Source organism: Egicoccus sp. AB-alg6-2, assembly GCF_041821025.1.
GTDB lineage: Bacteria > Actinomycetota > Nitriliruptoria > Nitriliruptorales > Nitriliruptoraceae > Egicoccus.
Genome location: NZ_JBGUAY010000001.1, coordinates 276,332 through 293,393, shown reverse-complemented (window position 1 = coordinate 293,393; position 17,062 = coordinate 276,332). Strand labels below are relative to the sequence as shown.

Here is a 17,062-nt window from a genome sequence, read left to right as displayed (position 1 = left end):
CTCAGGACGCCACGGCATCGGCGGTGCCGACGTGGCGGACGAGGTGGGCGGCGACGTCGGGATGCCGGCACAGGCCGAAGTGGTTCGCTGCGACCGACAGCACGTGCACCCGCTCGCCATCGATACGGCGTGTCGCTCCGCGGCCGGTGGCGGAGGACGAAGGGACGAGCAGGTCGCCCAGGACGCGGTTGATCGGGTGGCGTTCGCTGGCGGCGATCCGGCCGACGACGAGGTGATGGTCGACCCCGCCGAGCCACGGTTCGTCGGAACCCGGTTCGACCACGTCCACGAGCTCGTCGACCTGTTCCACGAGCGTTCCGTGGCGCAGGTCGCGGATCCCGACGCTGCGGCGCTCGAGCACGTCGAGGAAGGGCACCACCTCGGGGAAGTGGCGCAGCACGTCGACACCGCGGTGGACGACCTGTTCCAGCGGTGCGCCGAGGTGGGGCGTACCGAGGTAGACGACGTGGTCGAGCACCTCGGTCCAACGGTGCCCGCGTGTGGGCGCCTGGGCGCAGGCGGACCGCGCCACCAGTCCACCCATGGAGTGGCCGACGAGCACCAGCTGCGTCACGGGGACGGGCCAGTGCGCCACCAGGTCGGCGAGGAGGTCGGCCACGACGGCACCGTTGACCCCGACGGCGGCGCCGGTGCCGTACCGCAACCTGACGGGCGTGACCCCCACCGAGGCGAGGGCCGCCGGCAGACAGACGCGATCCGGCTGGGTCGCCGATTCGCTGCCCCAGACCGACTCGTCCTCGACCAGCCCGTGCAGGAAGACCGCGACGCGGCCACGCGCGTCCGGGAAGGCGGTGGCGAGGTCACCCGGGGTCACGGCGACGGTGCGGCCGTCCTGCCGGACAGCGACGTCCAGTTCGAGTCCGGGTCCGAACTGCCCGAGATCGCCGATCATGCCGTGGGCGATGGCCGCGAGCCGGGACCCGGCGGCAGATCGCTCGAGCCACGGCCGCTCATGCGCGACGGCGCGACGGGCCGCGACCATGCCCCCGACGAGCGCGGCACCGTGCAGCGAGCCACGCACGAGCGCGTAGACCCCCTCGGACACGACGTCGTGGGCCAGTCGCACCGGTGCGGCGATCGGTCCGACCGTACCGAAGACGCGATCGGCGACAGCGCGGTGCACGTGGTGGACGGTCCGTGCCAAGATCCGGTCGGTCACCTCGGCGGCGAGCCGCCCCCACGCGCGGGCCTCCTCGACCGGGGCGGCGACCGAGGACGACGTGGTGATGGCGGAGCTCCGAGGCGGGGATGGCGACGGTAGCGACCGCCCTGGTCCACCCGGACCGTTCAGCGCCGGACGAGTTCGAGCGTCCGCTCCGCCAGCTCCTCGATCGTCACCCGGTCGAAGTCCCGCACGGCACTCCGGACCCGGACGTGGGTCGTCCCGACCAGCGCGGTGGGTACCCCGCCCCGGCCGTGCAGGGCGCCGTAGACACTGCCGACGGTCGCGCCGTTGGAATCAGTGTCACGCCCGCCGGAGATCGAGATGCCGACGGCGTCCATGAAGCTGGTGCCCCACAGCAGCCCGACGGCGATCAGCGCCGCATTGTTGAGGGTGTGCACCCACGGATAGTGCCCGAGTTCCGCGTCGACCCAGTCGAGCGCCTGGACGTGCGACGCCCCCTGCACGCTCAGCGCCAGGACCTGGTCGATCACGCGCGCGAGGCGTGACCCCGGCGGCGGCACCGCCTGGGCCTGACGCAGGGCATCCTCGGCCGTCTCGACGCTGAGCGCGGCAGCCACGAGGGCCGCGGCCCACAGCTCGCCGTAGAGGCCGTTTGCGGTGTGACTCAGGCGGGCATCGACGAGGGCGAGCCGTGCCGCCGCACCGGGGTCCCCGGGACAGACGTAGCCGAAGATGTCGGCCCGGATGAGGGCACCGATCCACTCGCGGTAGGGGTTGTCGTACGTCGCCGTCCGCGGCGGCCGGAGCCCGCAGATCAGGTTGCGGTAGGCGGCACGTTCAGCCGTGTAGGTCTGGGTGAACGGCAACCGGTCCAGCCACGCCGCCGCGAACTGCTCGGTGGTCACCTCGCGGCCGTGCCGCTCCAGGACGTGGAGGCCGAGGATCGTCCAGTCGATGTCGTCGTCGCGCGGGACGTCGGTGAAGGTGCCGGCGCTCGCGACGGGTGCCGAGGGGTGCAGTGCCGTCACGCCGGGCGGCAGGGGGTCGAGCAACGGCAGGTAGCCGGTCTGGGGCCACTGGTCGGCGGCACGCAGATAGATCTCGAGCTGTTCCCGGGGCAGGCCCTCCACCGGTTTGCCCAGCGTGTTGCCGACGGTCCGGCCCAGCCACGCCCCGGCGATCCGGTCGGGCAGGGCGGCCGCATCCACCTCCGAGCGCGGCACCGCCGCCAGGATGCCGCGGAGGGTGGTCTCGTCGTCCGGCTCGTCGTGGTCCCAGTCGGGGTCGCGTGGGACCCGCGACAGTGCATCGCGGAGCCGGTCGAGGGCCTCGAGATCGCCGGCGTCGGCCGCAGCGCGCGCCTGCTCGGCCAACGGCCCGACCTGGTGGCCACTGAGCGTGAGCTGCTCGGCCTCGTCGGGGACCAGGTCGCGGGGGTCGAGGACGTCGTGCACGGTGCTCCTGCGGCTCGGGGGGTCGGGGCTCGGGGCGGCTCAGCCCTTGACCGCGCCGGACAGGAAGCCCTGGGTCACCTGTCGCTGGAGGGCGATGAACAGCACGACCACCGGCAGGATCGTGATCAGGGTGCCGGCCGCGAGCGGGCCGATGTCGACCGTGCGCCCACCCATGAACAGGTACAGGCCCGTCGTGAGCGGCCGGTACTCGCCACTCGGGATGTACAGCAGCGGGACGAGGAAGTTGTTCCAGTTCTGCAGGAACGTGAAGACGGCCAGGGCGCCGATCCCCGAGGTCACCAGCGGGAGCATCACCCGGAGAAAGATCTGCAGTTCGGTCGCACCGTCGACCCGGGCGGCCTGTTCGATCTCGCCGGGCAGCTCGGCGAAGAAGGCGCGCATGAAGAACGTGCCGAAAGACAGGCCGGTGCTGGCCAGCACGAGGTTGACCCCGATCAGGCTGTTGAGCAGCTGCATCGACCGAAGCTGGAAGTACAGCGGGATCATGTAGGCGAAGAAGGGCACGAGAAGGCCGAGCACGACGAGGTAGAACAGCGTCGTCCGGCCGCGGAACGGCAACCTGGCGAAGGCGTAACCACCCATCGTCGACAGCACGATGACCAGCAGCGTGCTCGGCACGGACAGCAGGAAGCTGTTGGCCACGTAGTCCCCGAAGCGGCCCACCGTCCAGGCCGTGACGAGGTTGTCGGTCGAGAACGACGAGAACAGCCCGAACGGATTGACCCTCACGTCCTGCGGAGTCTTCAGCGCCGTGGAGACCGTGAGGACCAGCGGAAACAGGGTCAGCATCGACATGGCGATGAGGATGGGGTGGGCCCAGGTGATGGGCTTGCGTCCCAGTCCGGCTGCTCGTCGTTGCCTGCTCATGCGCCACCGCCTTCGAGAGAGAGCCGCCGTTGCAGCCGGTTCAGGCCGACGGCGAACGGGATGGACATGACCGTGATGACCAGCGCCAGCGTGGTGCCGTAGCTGATGCGGTTGAGGCCGAAAGCGCTGCTGTAGGCATAGGTGCCGAGCACCTCGGACGCACCCGCCGGCCCGCCACCCGTCATGACGAAGACGATGTCGAAGACCGCGAACCCACCGATGAGGGTGATCGTGGTCACCGCGATGAACACCGGCATGATCTGCGGCAGGATGATGTAGCGCACGCGTGCGAAGGCGTTGGCACCGTCGAGCAGGGCCGCGTCGATCAGCTCCATGTCGACGTTGCGCAGGGCCGCCAGGAAGATCACGAAGACGAAACCGAACGTCGCCCAGATCGCCGTGAACAGCACCGCGTACAGGGCGGTGTTGGGGTTGCCGAGCCATCCCGTGGCCAGGCCGTCGAGGCCGACCGCGTTGAGTACCCGGTTGAGCCACCCCCGCGACGGCTCGTAGATCCAACCCCAGACGATCCCGACCGCCACCTGCGGCAGCACGTAGGGGATGAAGAACGCGAGCCGGTAGAAGATGCCACCGCGTTCGACACCCCACACCAGCAACGCCAGCCACAGGCCGATGGCCAGTGGCGCGACCGTACCGATGATGATCCAGACGACGTTGTTGCGGAACGCCGCCCACACGGCGCGGTCCTGGGCCAGTTCGGTGAAATTGCCCAGCCCGACCCAGGGTGGTGCCGGATCCAGACCGTCGAAGTCGACGAACGCGAAGTAGACCGCGTTCGCGAGCGGGAACAGCAGGAAGATCCCGACCACCAGCAGCAGCGGCACGACCAGCAGGATCCCCAGTCGGGCCTGCTCGCGACGGGTCGGTGCCGGCAGGGTGCTCCGAGGGGGCGCTGACTGGCGGGCCCTCCCCGTCGGCTGCGCCGCCGGCGCGGGTGGCGCCGCCGCGGGAGAGGGCACCGCCGTCACATCGGCTCCTCGGTGTCGGCTACGGGCCTGGCGATCGTCTGCGTCGGGCGTTCCCGAGTGCCAGGGTCAGCTGTCGGACGCGGCGGCGAGGTTGGCCGCGATCTCCTCGGCCGTCGTCTGTCCGGTGAACAGCCCCTGAATGCCGTCGTACATGGCCTCGTTGAAGGCGTCGCCGACCATGACGTCGATGTTGTAACCGAAGTCGCCGCCGTCCGCGAAGCCCGAGACGTCGTCGACGACCTGCTGCATCAGGGGCGACACGTCGAGGTCCTCACCGGTGGTCGGGATGGGTGGGATCGAGCCGAGGTTCTCGATGGTCCACTTGGCGTGTTCGGGCGAGGCGAGGAAGTCGAGGAACTCCAGGGCCGCCTCGGGGTGTTCGGTCTGGGCGTTGACGAAGGGGCCCGAGCCCAGGCCGCCGGCGAAGATGCCGTTACCGTCGGGAGCGGGGAAGGCGAAGTAGCCGACTTCGAAGTCCGCGTTGGTGTCGATCTCGTTGACGAGCCAACTCCCGGTGGGAAGCATGGCCGCATCACCGGCGTAGAACGTCGAGATGGCGGTGTCGTAGTCGACCGACGTCGGCGAAGGCGGCAGGAAGTCCGCGTCGTGGAAATCCTTCCACAGCTGCAGTGACTCGACGACCTCGGGCGAGTCCCAGGACTGCTCCCCCTCGAACAGGGCTTCCATGGCGTCGGAGCCGATGTTGCTGGACAGCGACATGCTCAGCAGGTGGCCGCCCTCCCAGCCCGCCTTGTCGCTGACGGCCATGGGCAGGATGCCCGCCTCGCGCACGGTCTCGGCCGCGGCGCGGAGTTCCTCGAGGTTCTGCGGCTCCTCGATGCCGAGTTCGTCGAAGATCTCCTGATTGTAGAAGATGCCGATGATCTCCATCTCGCCCGGGATCCCGTAGATCTGGTCACCGGCGGTCACCCGTTCGACCGCGAAGTCGTAGACGTCCCAACCGCGCTCCTCGTAGGCGTCCGTGAGATCGAGCAGCATGCCGGCCTCGGCCAGCGCGCCGCCCCAGCTCGGTCCCGCACCCCAGTTGAAGACGTCGGGCCCGTCACCCGAGCGCAGCTGCGTCTGCAGGATCGTGCGCATGTTCTCCCACGGCAGCGTGTCGATGTCGATCGTGATCCCCGACGCCGCCTCGAACTCCGCGATGTGGTCCTCGAGCGCCTGGAGCGCCGCGGCGTCCTCCGGTTCCTCGATCAGCCACTTGAGGGTGACGTCTTCCGAGGAGCTCGCGGCGTCCTCCTCGGTCGTCGCCGACTCCGGCGTGGTTCCCGTGCAGGCGGCGGCCACGAAGAAGAGCGTGGCGACGGCCAGGACCTTGGAGCGAAAGACGCGCATCGTTCTCCCTCGATACGTGGCGACCAGAGCTTCATCTTTCACCGCGAAACGATTGGTTGTCAAGGACAAATCCGCGGCGGGTCCGGAAAGGTCGTTCGCAGCGCCACCACGGCGGCGCCGCGCGCCCACTCGAGGAAGTCCATCTGGCGGATCACGGGGTCCTCCCGTTCACCCCGCCCGCCGTACTCGAGACGGGCCGCGCGCAGCGCTCGGCGGCCCAACTCCGCCAGCCGAACGCCCTCACCCGTCAGGATGATGCGCTCGACGCCCGTCAACGCGGTGACAGCGGCGACCGCGCGGCCCAGGGCGTGCGCGGCATCGTCGACGACGCGTACCGCGACGGGATCGGCGTCCTCGGCACGCTGCAGCAGTTGCGCATAGGTCACCGGCTCGCGGTAGGCCAGCGCCGCCGCCGCCGTCATCGCACCGGCCGTGACGTAGGCGGTCATGCACCCGCGGTGACCCGCGGGGCACAGCGGACCGTGGGGGTCGATCGGAAGGTGACTCACCGGACTGACCGTCGTGGGAACCAGCTGGTCGTTGATCACCAGCCCGTACCCGACGCCGGCGCCGACGGTCAGCAGGGCGAAGTCCGAGTACTCCCGGCCGTGCCCGAACCACTGCTGCGCCATCGTGAGCCCGACCACGTCGTTGGCCAGAAACACCGGCGAATCGAGCTTGACCGCGAGCAGGGACCGGAACGGCACCTCGTGCCAGTGCAGGAACGGTGAGTCCACCACGGTCTCGCCGTCGTCGACGACCCCACCCACGGTCACCCCGATCGCGTCGGCGGGGCGACCGCTGCGATCTTGCAGCCGGGTCACGAGTTCGACCACCGCGGCGACCACGTCGGGCACGTCCAACGACGGCTCGGCGATCGTCTCGCTGTCGAGCACACGGGCGCGCAGGTCGGTGGTCACCGCGTAGATGGATTCGGTCGTGAGCTTGACGCCGACGAAGCGGTAGGCGTCCGCCACCACGTCGAGCGGCAAGGACGCCCGCCCGCGGCCCGGGGTGCGGACGGCATCGGACTCGACCAGCACGCCCGCCGTGATCAGTGGCCGGACGAGGCGCGTGATCGTCGGCGGTGAGAGCCCGAGCTGCTTGGCCAGCTGCGATCGCGACACCGGTCCGTGCACGAGCACCGCGACCGCGACCGCCTCGGCGGGCGGGGGCAGCTCCAACGACATCGCGTCTCCGTGGTGCGGGCGTGGCCGGCGCCGCGCCGACAGAACCTGCCGCGAGGGCTTGTGGCATCCTACGTGGGGTATTAGTTTCACGCTGGAACTTCTGACGCGGCCCGAGGAGGTCGGCACGGTGGGGACCAGGGAGCAGGACGTCGCGGAGCCCGTCGTCCTCGACGCCGGCGGAGTCGGGCTCGTCGTGGACGTCGCCGGCGGGGTCCCACGGGTGCTGCACTGGGGCGCCCCCGTGGGTGACGACGCCAGCGACCGCCGGTTCCTTTCGACGCTGGGTGAGGCGCAGCGCTGGTCCGACGGACTGACCGGTGCGCAGCGTCACCCGGCAATCCTGCCCGAGCAGTCCACCGGATGGATGGGCACCCCGGGCCTCGAGGGCCACCGCGAGGGCACCGACTTCTCGACCGCCTTCACACGGACGGACTGGCACCTCGAGGGCGACGCCGAGCAGGGGTGGGCCCTCACCGTCGACGCCGCCGACGAGGTCGCCGGCCTCGGCCTGCGCAGCCACCTCGAGCTGTGCCCGGCCGGCGTCGTGCGGGTGCGCGCGACCGTTTCGAACACCGCCTCCACGGGGAGCTACACCCTCGACGCGATGCGCCTGGCGCTCCCGGTCCCGGCCGAGGCGCAGGAGTTGTTGGACTTCACCGGCCGGCACCTGCGGGAACGCACCCCACAGCGGCACACCTTCTCGTCGGGCACCCACCTGCGCGAGGGCCGACGCGGCCGAACCGGGTCGGACGCCACGTTCGTCCTGGCCGCCGGCACGGACGGCTTCGGCTTCCGGGACGGCGAGATCTGGGCCGTGCACACCGCATGGAGCGGCAACCACGCGACCTTCGCCGAGCTGACCCTCAGCGGTGTGCGGGTCCTGGGTGGTGGCGAGCTCCTGCTCCCCGGCGAGGTACGTCTCGCGCCCGGCGAGCAGTACACGACGCCCTGGCTCTACGGCGCCCACGGCCACGGCCTCGACGCCGTCAGCGCGTCCTTCCACGAGCACCTTCGCCGCCGCGAGACGCACCCGGCGCCAACACGTCCGGTCGTGCTCAACACCTGGGAAGCGGTCTACTTCGACCACGACCTCGATGCACTGCTCGAGCTCGCCGAGCTCGGCGCCCGGGTCGGCGTCGAACGTTTCGTCCTCGACGACGGCTGGTTCCTCGGACGTCGCGACGCCCGGGCTGGCCTGGGCGACTGGGTGGTCGACGCTGCGGTGTGGCCCGACGGCCTCGAGCCACTGGTCAAGGGCGTCCGCTCGCTCGGCCTGCAGTTCGGCCTGTGGTTCGAGCCCGAGATGGTCAGCGAGGACTCCGACCTCGCCCGTGCCCATCCCGAATGGATCATGGGCCCAGGTGACCGGCTGCCGCTGCGCGGCCGTCACCAGCAGGTCCTCAACCTCACCGTCCCGGAAGCGTTCGAGCACGTGCTGGAATCGATCAGCCGGCTCGTCGACGCGCATGAGATCGACTACATCAAGTGGGACCACAACCGCGACCTGCTCGAGCCCGGTGACCGTGCCACCCGCCGGCCGCGCGTGCACGAGCAGACGCTCGCGGTGTACGGGCTGATGGACGAGCTGAAGCGCCGGCACCCTGGCCTCGAGATCGAGTCGTGCTCCTCGGGTGGGGGACGCGTGGACCTCGCGGTGCTCGAGCGCACCGATCGCGTGTGGGCCAGTGACTGCATCGACGCCGTCGAACGCCAGCGGATCCAGCGGTGGACGAGCCTGCTGCTCCCACCGGAGCTGATCGGCAGTCACGTCGGGGCCCCGACGGCCCACACGACCCGCCGCACCCACGACCTCGCCTTCCGTGCCGCGACGGCGGTCTTCGGCCACTTCGGGATCGAGTGGGACCTTCGCGACGCCTCGCCGGCGGAGCTCGACGAACTCGCCGGCTGGGTGACCTTCTACAAGCAGGTGCGCGAGCTCGTGTGCACCGGCACCACCGTCCGCTGCGACTATCCGGACGAGGCCTACTGGGCCCACGGCGTCGTCGCGATCGACCGTCGTTCCGCCCTGTTCGCGTTCGTGGCCATGGACACCAGCCCCGTGGCACAGCCCGGACGCATCCGCCTGCCGGGACTGGACCCGGATCGCAGGTACCGCATCGAGCCGGTGCTCCTCTCGGAGAGCGCGATGACCAACACCGCGAGCGGACCACCGTCGTGGTGGGTGGACCCACCGGTCGTCAGCGGCCGGCTGCTCGGCACCATCGGGCTGCAGGGTCCGATGATCGACCCCGAACGAGCGCTGCTGGTGCGGCTGCACGAGGACACATCCACCGACAACGGGAGGTAGGCGTCGTGGGACGACTCGTCAGGATCGCCGCGCCACGCGAGGCGCTGGTCGTCGACGTGGACGAGCCGGAGCCCGGACCCGGCGAGGTACGGATCGAGACCCTGTACTCGGGCATCTCCGCCGGCACCGAGCTGACGGCCTACCGGGGCAGCAATCCCTACCTCAACAGCGAATGGGACCCGCAACGCCGCCTGTTCGTCGCCGGCGGGACGACCCAGAGCTACCCCCTCGACGGCTGGGGATACGAGGAGGTGGGCCGCGTCGTCGCCGCTGGCAGCGCGGACGACGAGGACCTGGTGGGACAGCTGGTCTGGGGCTCGTGGGGCCACCGCACGAGCGCCGTCCGGCCGACCGCCTACGTGCGGTCCCGCCTGCTGCCGGAGGGGGCGCGCCCGCTCACGGGCGTGTTCGGCAAGATCGGCGGCATCGCCATGAACGCGGTGCTCGACGCCGACATCCACGTCGGCGAGGACGTGGTTGTCTTCGGGGCGGGCGTTCCCGGCCAGATCACCGGGCAGCTGGCTCGCCTCAACGGTGGCCGCGTCACGGTGGTCGACCCGGTAGAACCGCGACGCCGGCTCGCTGAACGGCTCGGCGCCGTCCGCACGCTCGACCCGACGACCGAGGACGTCGCCCGCGCCGTACGCGACGCGACCGACCATCGCGGCGCCGACGTCGTCATCGAGATGAGCGGCAGCTACCACGCCCTGCACGAAGCGGTCCGGACGGTGGCCTACAGCTCGAAGGTGGTGGCGGCCGGCTTCTTCCAGGGCCCGGCGGAGCCGGTGCGACTCGGTGACGAGTTCCACCACAACCGCGTCAACATCGTCGGCTCACAGATCTCCGGCGTGGCGCCGCACCTGCAACACCGCTGGGACGAGGTCCGCATGTCCACCACGGTGCTCGAGCTCGAACGCAACGGTCAGCTCGACCTCGAAGCACTGGTCACCCATGTCGTCGACGCCGAGGAGGCGCCGCACGCGTTCGCGATGCTCGACGAGCACCCGCAGGACGCCATGCAGGTGGTCCTCGACTACGGAGGCGGCCGGTGACCGACACCACCGCGCCCGAGCCGACGTCCGCCGGCGAGGTGGGCTGGGGCATCCTGGCCACCGGCGGCATCGCCCGTCTGTTCGCCCGCGACCTCGCCGCCCACGGTCACCGCATCGCCGCCGTCGGGTCGCGGACGCCCGAGGCGGCACAGCGGTTCGCCGAGGAGTTCGACGTCCCGACCGCCCACGGGTCGTACGCGGACCTCGTCGCCGACCCGCAGGTCGACGTGGTGTACGTCGCCACGCCCCACCACCTGCACGTGACCAACGCCTGCGACGCGCTCGCGAACGGCAAGCACGTCCTGGTCGAGAAGGCGTTCACCCTCAACGCCGACGAAGCACGCCGGATCGTCGACCTCGGCCGCGAGCGCAGGCTGCTGGTCATGGAAGCGATGTGGACCCGCTTCCTGCCGCACATGGCCTACGTCCGCGAGGTGATCGCTGCCGGCCGCATCGGCGCGATCCGCTCGCTGCACGCCGACCACACCCAGAACCTGCCGACCGAGCCCACGCACCGCCTCAACGACCTCGCGGTTGGCGGCGGGGCGCTGCTCGACCTCGGCTCGTACCCGCTGGCGTTCGCACACGACCTGCTCGGCACCCCGACCGGGGTCATGGCGCACGGGGTGATCGGCCCGACCGGCGTCGACGAGTCGGTGGCCACCATCCTCGACCACGGGGAGGGCGTGGTGTCGACCTCGTTCTCCACGATGCGCTCGCGCGGATCGAACCGGGCCGTCGTGCTGGGCAGCGAGGGCCGCATCGAGATCGACGCGGTCTGGTACTCCCCGGCCTCGGTGACCGTGCTCGACGCGAAGGGCACGCCCGTCGACCGGTTCGAGCAGGCGGTGTCCGGCCGCGGCATGCAGTACCAGGCTGCCGAGGTCGAACGGCTGCTCACGGCCGGTGAGACCGCCAGTCCCCTGATGCCACCCGAGGAATCGGTCGCCGTGATGGCGACCATGGACCAAGTCCGTGCCGCCATCGGGGTGCGCTACCCCGGCGAGTGACCCGAGGTCGAGATGACGGGCGACAGGCGTGAGGGCGTGGCGGTGACCGTCGTCGGGTCGGCCAACCTCGACGTCGTGGTGGCCGTGCCGGCGTTTCCCGCTCCCGGGGAGACGGTCATGGGCGACCACCTCGAGGAGGTCGCGGGCGGCAAGGGGCTCAACCAGGCCGTCGCGGCGGCCGCCGAGGCCCCCGCCGCGTTCGTCGGCTGCGTCGGGGACGACGAAGCGGGTCGCCTGCTGTTGGGCGAACTGGACCGCGCGGCCGTGGACGTTTCTCGGGTGGTGAGGTCCCCGCAGCCGACCGGACGCGCCTACATCGAGGTGACGCCGGACGGCGAGAACCGCATCGTGGTCATGGCGCTCGCCAACGGCACCCTCGAGGCCGACGCCGTCGGTGCCGCCTTGACGGCCCTGCAGCCGCGCGTGGTACTCGCTCAACTCGAGGTGCCCCTGGTCGCGGTCGAGGCCGCGGCGACCTGGGCGGCAGACAACGACACCCGGTTCGTGCTCAACGCCAGCCCCGTCCGTGACCTGGCGCCCGATCTGCTTGCCCGCTGCGATCCGCTGATCGTCAACCGGGGCGAGGCGGCTGCCGTCCTCGGCTCCGGCGCGCCCCGCGACGCCGCCGACCAGCTCGCACGCCGGCTTGCCGCGCGGGTGGCCTCCGTGGTCGTGACCGACGGCGCCGAGGGTGCGTACGTCGCGACGAACCCGGGCGATGTCGTGCACGTGCCCGGCCTTCGGGTGACCCCGGTCGACACGACGGGCGCCGGCGACGTGTTCGCGGGCACGCTGGCGGCGAGCCTGTCGCGCGGCGCGTCCCTGGCGGACGCAGCCGGGGCCGCCAACGACGCGGCCGCCAGGATCGTGCAGCTGTCACGCGCACAGCGCTGAGCGAGCGTCAGCCGGCCACGGACCCGTCGATCGCCGCCTCGATGGCCCGTCGCACGCCGCCGTCGCGCAGACGACGGTGGGCGTCGAGGAAGGCCGCGACGAACCGCTCGTCCCGGTCGAGGTCGCCGAAGACCCGGCGCAGGCGCAGGAACTCGCGGGGGTCGTCGTCGGCCGCCCGAGCGTGGAGGCTGAGCGTGTCGAGCAGGGGATCCGGCGCTGGCTCGGTCACGATGTCGCCGACCCCGCCGGCGAGGTATACGCACCAACTGGCCACCGCGAGCGCGGCGATACCGATCGGCCCCTGTCTCGTGCGCTGCTCACGCACGACGGGGAGCACGAACGTCGGCAGCTTCGCCGAGCCGTCCTGGCACAGCCGGGAGACCTGGTCGGCCACGGCCGGATTGCGGAATCGTTGCACCAACGTCGACCGGTAGGCGTCGAGGTCGATGCCGGGGACGGGCGGTACGACCGGTCCACCCTCCGTGTCGAGGTAGCACCGGACCAGCCGTTCGACGAGCGGATCCGCCATCGCGTGGTCGACACGTCCGAACCCCAGCAGCGCGGCCGGATACGCGAGACAGCTGTGCGCGGCATTGAGCAGATGCAGCTTCATCCGCTCGTAGGGGCGGACGTCGGAGGTGAGCAGGACGTCGAGTTGCTCGAGTGGGGGCCGGTCGGCCGCGAAGGTGTCCTCGAGGACCCACTGGCGGAACGGCTCGGTCATCACCGGCCAGCGGTCCTCGATGCCGTGGGTGCTGGCCAGCCAGGCCCGGTCCGCGTCAGTCGTCGCGGGGGTGATCCGGTCGACCATGCTGTTGGGGAAGGCGACGTTTCGCTCGATCCAGCCGGCCAGCGCGGTGTCGAGCCGCTCCGCCACACCGAGGACCGCGGCACGCGTCACGTCACCGTTGCCGACGATGTTGTCGCAGCTGAGGACGGTCAGCGGGCCTTGGCCGGCGTCGTGCCGCAGCCGCAGCCCCCGAACGACGACCGCGATCGCGGAGTCCGGGCCGGCCTGACTCGAGGCGGGATCGAAATGTCCGTCCGCGTCGATCGGGTAGCCGGCCTCGGTGATCGTGAGCGAGACGATGCGGGTCTCGGGTGCTGCCAGCCGTACCTCGGTGCGATCGGGTTCACCGCCGGCAAGGTGGTCGAGCAGGCTGCCGATCACCCGCACGTCCGCCGTGTCTTCCCCTCGTTGGACGAGGGTGTAGAGGTGGTCCTGGGCCGCGAGCGTCGCCGCGATCTGACGGTCGTGCTGGCGCACCCCGGCACCGACGATGCCCCACGACGTCGTTCCCGACTGCGCCACCTCGTCGAGGTACGACGCGAGGTGGGCCCGGACGAAGTTGCCGACCCCGAGGTGCACGATGCTTCCGACGAGGCGGCCGCGGTCGTACGCGGGAACGCCGACGCGCGCGTCGAGTGTTCCCAGCGCCGCGGCGGACAGCGCCGTCACGCGGCAAAGGCCGTGGCAGGAAGCGGAACTGGCATGCCGCAACCGTAGTCGCGGTGTCCGCGCCTCGACCCCACACCGGCAAGGTCGCGCCCGGTGATGCCTGGACGCGGCCGTGCCGCCAACCCGAGGTGGACCTCCGGCGGAACGCACCACCGCGCGGAGCCATCCCCGGGCGTGTGCCGGTGGTGGTCGCCCCCCACGGATCGGAGGTGCGCTACGCCGCCCGCACACCCGGTTGGGTACCGCCCGCCCCCCGCCGACCCGGCACCACGACCTGCAGTGTCTTGCTGTGCGTCGCCAGCGGGTCGGGCCACCCGGCGATCTCGACCACGAACGCGACGCGACCGTGCGAGAAGTACTCGAACGGGTGGGTCGCCGGGTTCTGCAGGCGGGCGACGCTGCGCGCCACCGTCGTCGCCTTGACCCAGCCGCCGGTGCACTGCACCAGGCCGCCGTACACCGCCGGACTCGTGTGGCCGGGCAGATACGGCGCAGGGAACTGCCCGCCAAAGGCATCGGGCATGCCGGCGAAGGGCACGACGGCGGTCTCGCCGGCCGGGCACCGTACGCGGACGTTCAAGGCGACCGTGGTGCCGTCGATCACGCCGTTCCACGGGTACAGCCGGGCGTTGCCGACGATCTTGATGTCGTAGTCACCGCCGGCGGGGACCGCCGAGTCGGCGGCCGCCGGGCCGGCCAGCATCGTGAGCAGCATCGCGGCGACCATGAGGACGTGCATGCACCTGCTTCGCATTGACGGCTCCAAACTCGTCGCCGGGCGCACGCCCGACGCACAGAAGTCACGGATCGCGCCGTCCCCATGCAGCAGTTCCGCCGGATGCCAACGCCCCGCGGGGAAGCTTCGCCCGAAACGGAGGCGGCGACCAGGGACGATGATCCCCCTTGCGGTCGGGTGCGGCCAGGTGCCGCCGGCTTTCGTGCCGGACGCCGAACGTGGGGCGGCAAGACGGCCGCGCCGGTGGGCATACCGCCCAGTTTCGTACCGGGCACCGAACGCGGGGCGTCGCGGCCGTTCGCGCGGGCCGGGTGCCGCCGCCTTTCGCGTCGGGAACCGAACGTGGGGCGTCGCGGCCGTTCGCGCGGGCCGGGTGCCGCCGGCTTTCGTGCCGGGAACCGAACGTGGGGTGGTGTCGCGAACGCGGACGCCCCGGCCGATGTGGCCGGGGCGTCGTCGCCGTTCAAGCGGTGATGCTCTGGCGGAGGGTGGGGGATTCGAACCCCCGAGGGATGTGACTCCCAACACGGATTCCAGCCGTGCGCCATAGGCCGGACTAGGCGAACCCTCCGTGTCCCGTTCCGAGCGAGCTCGAAGCGAGGCGGGCAGGAGGGTACGCGCCCGATCACCTCGGCGGCAACGTGGTCCCCTGGTGTTCGGGCAGCGCGATGACGTCGTAGTCCGCCGGAGGCCATGGCCGAGCCGCGTCCCCGAGGAGTTCGATCAGGCGTCTCGCGTTGCGGACGGCGTGCCCCTCGTAGTCGTTGTTGAAGAACACCCAGGCCGGTGTGCCGGCTTCGGCGACCCCGCGCAGCCGTTCCACCCACGGCAGGAGCTCGGCGTCGGTGTAGTCGTGCCGGTAGGCCCGCTCAGACAACCCGTGGAAGCGCAGATAGACGTGGTCGCCGGTGGCGACGGACTCGTGGCGCCGGGTCAGGCTCGACGACAACCACACGTGCGAGGCGCCGTGGTGGTCGAGCAGCGCGTAGGTGTCGGGGTGGAACCAGTCGTCATCGCGGAACTCGACGGCGTACCGGTGCGTCGGCGGCAGCAGGTCGAGGAAGCGGTCGAGCCGATCGAGGTTGCGCTTGAAGTTCGGTGGCAGCTGCCACAGCACCACCGAGGTGCGCTCGAGCACCGGCACGAGCGGAGCGAAGAACCGGCCGACGGCTTCGTGCGCGTTCTTGAGCTTCAACCGATGCGTGATGAACTGGCTGCCCTTGAGCACGTACTCGAATCCGGGCGGTGCGGTGGCGCGCCATCGTTCGGCGGCGGTCTCGCGCGCCAGCCGGTAGAACGTCGAGTTCACCTCGACCGTGGGGAACCAGCCGACGTAGTGGGACAACCACCGGGCGGGCCCGACGCCAGGCGGGTAGACCGTCCCGCGCCAGTCGTCGTACTGCCAGCCGCTGGTGCCGACCCGTACCTCGCCTGCCATGACGCGACTCCGTCGCCGCCTGGTTCGAGGGTAGGTTGCGGCGGTCCTCTCGAACGATCCCCTCCCTGTCCGCACGTCGCCGTGGTGGCCAGTGGGAAGGACCCCCGGTGACCGCCGACGCGCCCGATGTGCTGGATCCCGCGACTGCATCCCGCTACGCGGCGACCGGACTCGCCAATGTGGCACGCGAGTACCCCAATCACCCGATGCACCTGTTGACCGGACCCGACGATCTCGGCCGCGCCCCTTCGCAACTGCATCCACTGTTCTTCGGCAGCAACGACTGGCATTCCTCGGTGCACCAGCACTGGATGCTGGTCCGGCTGCTGCGCCGTCATCCCGATCTGCCCGAGGCGCCCGCCATCCGGGACTGGTTCACGCAGCGTTGCACGTCCGAAGCGGTGGCGGCGGAGGTCGACTACCTCGCCGATCCGGCGCGCCGCACCTGGGAGCGACCCTACGGATGGGCATGGCTGCTCACGCTGGCGGCCGAACTGCGCGCCGGGGCGGCGACGGACCGCGACCTCGACCGCTGGGACGCGACGTTGGCGCCGCTCGCGGAGACCGTGCGTGAACGCAGCCTCGAGTGGCTGCGTTCGACCGTCTATCCGCAGCGCAGCGGCACCCACGCCAACAGCGCCTTCGCCTGCGGGCTGCTGCACGATGCCGCCGTCGTCACCAACGATGCGCCGCTGACGGCCGCGGTCGGCGAAGCCGCCCTCCGCTGGTACGGACGCGACGAGGGGTACGCCGCGGGCTTCGAGCCCTCGGCCAACGACTTCCTCTCGCCGGTGCTCGTCGAGGCCGATCTGCTGCGTCGCGTCCTCGGTGCGGGTGAGTTCGCCGGCTGGCTGCACCGACTGCTTCCCGACCCTTCGCCGCTGACCCGCCCGGCGGTCGTCAGCGACCGGACCGACCCGCAGACGGTGCACCTCGACGGCCTCAACCTCAGCCGGGCATGGTGCTGGGCGGCGATCGGTGACGCCCTTCCCTCGGGCGACGCGCTCGCCGAGCTCGCCAGGGACGCCGCTGCGCGGCACCGCGACGCCGCGCTGCCCGAGGTCCTCGGCGGTGACTATGTCGGCGAGCACTGGCTGCCGACGTTCGCGATCTACCTGTTGGACCGGACCGCCGCCTGACGGCG

At 71.1% G+C, this 17,062-nt stretch carries 14 protein-coding genes and 1 tRNA gene; 5 read left to right on the top strand and 10 right to left on the bottom strand.

Annotation, left to right across the window (positions count from 1 at the left end; all coding sequences use genetic code 11):
- Nucleotide 1: 1 nt before the first annotated feature.
- The 6 genes from ACERMF_RS01480 to ACERMF_RS01455 form a co-directional block, all read right to left on the bottom strand.
- Nucleotides 2-1,165 carry an esterase/lipase family protein gene (locus ACERMF_RS01480; protein WP_373667242.1) on the bottom strand — a complete coding sequence of 388 codons (1,164 nt, stop codon included), beginning with the start codon at nt 1,163-1,165 and terminating at the stop codon, nt 2-4.
- 143 nt (nt 1,166-1,308) lie between these two features.
- Complete coding sequence (locus tag ACERMF_RS01475; protein WP_373667241.1) at nt 1,309-2,601, bottom strand: ADP-ribosylglycohydrolase family protein; 1,293 nt, start codon at nt 2,599-2,601, stop codon at nt 1,309-1,311.
- 39 nt (nt 2,602-2,640) lie between these two features.
- Nucleotides 2,641-3,489 (bottom strand): carbohydrate ABC transporter permease, encoded by an 849-nt coding sequence (locus ACERMF_RS01470; RefSeq protein ID WP_373667240.1) that lies wholly within the window; start codon nt 3,487-3,489, stop codon nt 2,641-2,643.
- The gene (locus ACERMF_RS01465) at nt 3,486-4,334 is read right to left on the bottom strand and encodes a carbohydrate ABC transporter permease (protein ID WP_373667239.1); all 849 of its coding nucleotides are present in this window, start codon (nt 4,332-4,334) and stop codon (nt 3,486-3,488) included. The genes ACERMF_RS01470 and ACERMF_RS01465 overlap by 4 nt, the downstream gene beginning before the upstream one ends.
- Nucleotides 4,335-4,544: 210 nt before the next feature.
- Nucleotides 4,545-5,831 carry an ABC transporter substrate-binding protein gene (locus tag ACERMF_RS01460; protein ID WP_373667238.1) on the bottom strand — a complete coding sequence of 429 codons (1,287 nt, stop codon included), beginning with the start codon at nt 5,829-5,831 and terminating at the stop codon, nt 4,545-4,547.
- A 59-nt stretch (nt 5,832-5,890) separates the two neighbouring features.
- Nucleotides 5,891-7,021 (bottom strand): ROK family protein, encoded by a 1,131-nt coding sequence (locus ACERMF_RS01455; RefSeq protein ID WP_373667237.1) that lies wholly within the window; start codon nt 7,019-7,021, stop codon nt 5,891-5,893.
- Nucleotides 7,022-7,148: 127 nt separating this feature from the next.
- On the opposite strand from ACERMF_RS01455, the gene ACERMF_RS01450 reads away from it, so the two are divergent.
- From ACERMF_RS01450 to ACERMF_RS01435, 4 genes are read left to right on the top strand one after another with little or no spacing between them, the layout of a single operon-like run.
- Nucleotides 7,149-9,329, top strand: coding sequence for an alpha-galactosidase (locus tag ACERMF_RS01450; protein ID WP_373667236.1), 2,181 nt, complete (start codon nt 7,149-7,151; stop codon nt 9,327-9,329).
- Between the two features lie 5 nt (nt 9,330-9,334).
- Entirely contained in the window at nt 9,335-10,381 is a 1,047-nt protein-coding gene (locus ACERMF_RS01445; RefSeq protein ID WP_373667235.1) for a zinc-binding dehydrogenase, read from the top strand.
- Complete coding sequence (locus tag ACERMF_RS01440; protein ID WP_373667234.1) at nt 10,378-11,391, top strand: Gfo/Idh/MocA family protein; 1,014 nt, start codon at nt 10,378-10,380, stop codon at nt 11,389-11,391. The genes ACERMF_RS01445 and ACERMF_RS01440 overlap by 4 nt, the downstream gene beginning before the upstream one ends.
- Nucleotides 11,392-11,403: 12 nt before the next feature.
- A complete protein-coding gene (locus ACERMF_RS01435; protein WP_373667233.1) occupies nt 11,404-12,285 on the top strand; it encodes a ribokinase in 882 nt (293 codons plus the stop codon).
- 7 nt (nt 12,286-12,292) lie between these two features.
- On the opposite strand, the gene ACERMF_RS01430 is transcribed toward ACERMF_RS01435, so the two are convergent.
- The 4 genes from ACERMF_RS01430 to ACERMF_RS01415 form a co-directional block, all read right to left on the bottom strand.
- Entirely contained in the window at nt 12,293-13,744 is a 1,452-nt protein-coding gene (locus tag ACERMF_RS01430) for a mannitol dehydrogenase family protein (protein ID WP_373667232.1), read from the bottom strand.
- Between the two features lie 214 nt (nt 13,745-13,958).
- A complete protein-coding gene (locus tag ACERMF_RS01425; RefSeq protein ID WP_373667231.1) occupies nt 13,959-14,483 on the bottom strand; it encodes a hypothetical protein in 525 nt (174 codons plus the stop codon).
- A gap of 476 nt (nt 14,484-14,959) precedes the next feature.
- Nucleotides 14,960-15,051 (bottom strand) — tRNA-Ser (locus tag ACERMF_RS01420).
- 54 nt (nt 15,052-15,105) lie between these two features.
- A complete protein-coding gene (locus ACERMF_RS01415; RefSeq protein ID WP_373667230.1) occupies nt 15,106-15,918 on the bottom strand; it encodes a DUF72 domain-containing protein in 813 nt (270 codons plus the stop codon).
- 107 nt (nt 15,919-16,025) lie between these two features.
- Between ACERMF_RS01415 and ACERMF_RS01410 the strand changes: the two genes are divergently transcribed.
- Nucleotides 16,026-17,057, top strand: a complete 1,032-nt coding sequence (locus tag ACERMF_RS01410; RefSeq protein ID WP_373667229.1) for a DUF2891 domain-containing protein — start codon at nt 16,026-16,028, stop codon at nt 17,055-17,057.
- The last annotated feature ends 5 nt before the right edge of the window (nt 17,058-17,062 follow it).

What these genes read in the sequence shown, in the direction of transcription:
- ACERMF_RS01470 (WP_373667240.1), bottom strand. Translation starts at nt 3,489, where the DNA reads ATGAGCAGGCAACGACGAGCAGCCGGACTGGGACGCAAGCCCATCACC.
- ACERMF_RS01460 (WP_373667238.1), bottom strand. Translation starts at nt 5,831, where the DNA reads ATGCGCGTCTTTCGCTCCAAGGTCCTGGCCGTCGCCACGCTCTTCTTC.
- ACERMF_RS01455 (WP_373667237.1), bottom strand. Translation starts at nt 7,021, where the DNA reads ATGTCGTTGGAGCTGCCCCCGCCCGCCGAGGCGGTCGCGGTCGCGGTG.
- ACERMF_RS01435 (WP_373667233.1), top strand. Translation starts at nt 11,404, where the DNA reads ATGACGGGCGACAGGCGTGAGGGCGTGGCGGTGACCGTCGTCGGGTCG.
- ACERMF_RS01425 (WP_373667231.1), bottom strand. Translation starts at nt 14,483, where the DNA reads ATGCACGTCCTCATGGTCGCCGCGATGCTGCTCACGATGCTGGCCGGC.
- ACERMF_RS01415 (WP_373667230.1), bottom strand. Translation starts at nt 15,918, where the DNA reads ATGGCAGGCGAGGTACGGGTCGGCACCAGCGGCTGGCAGTACGACGAC.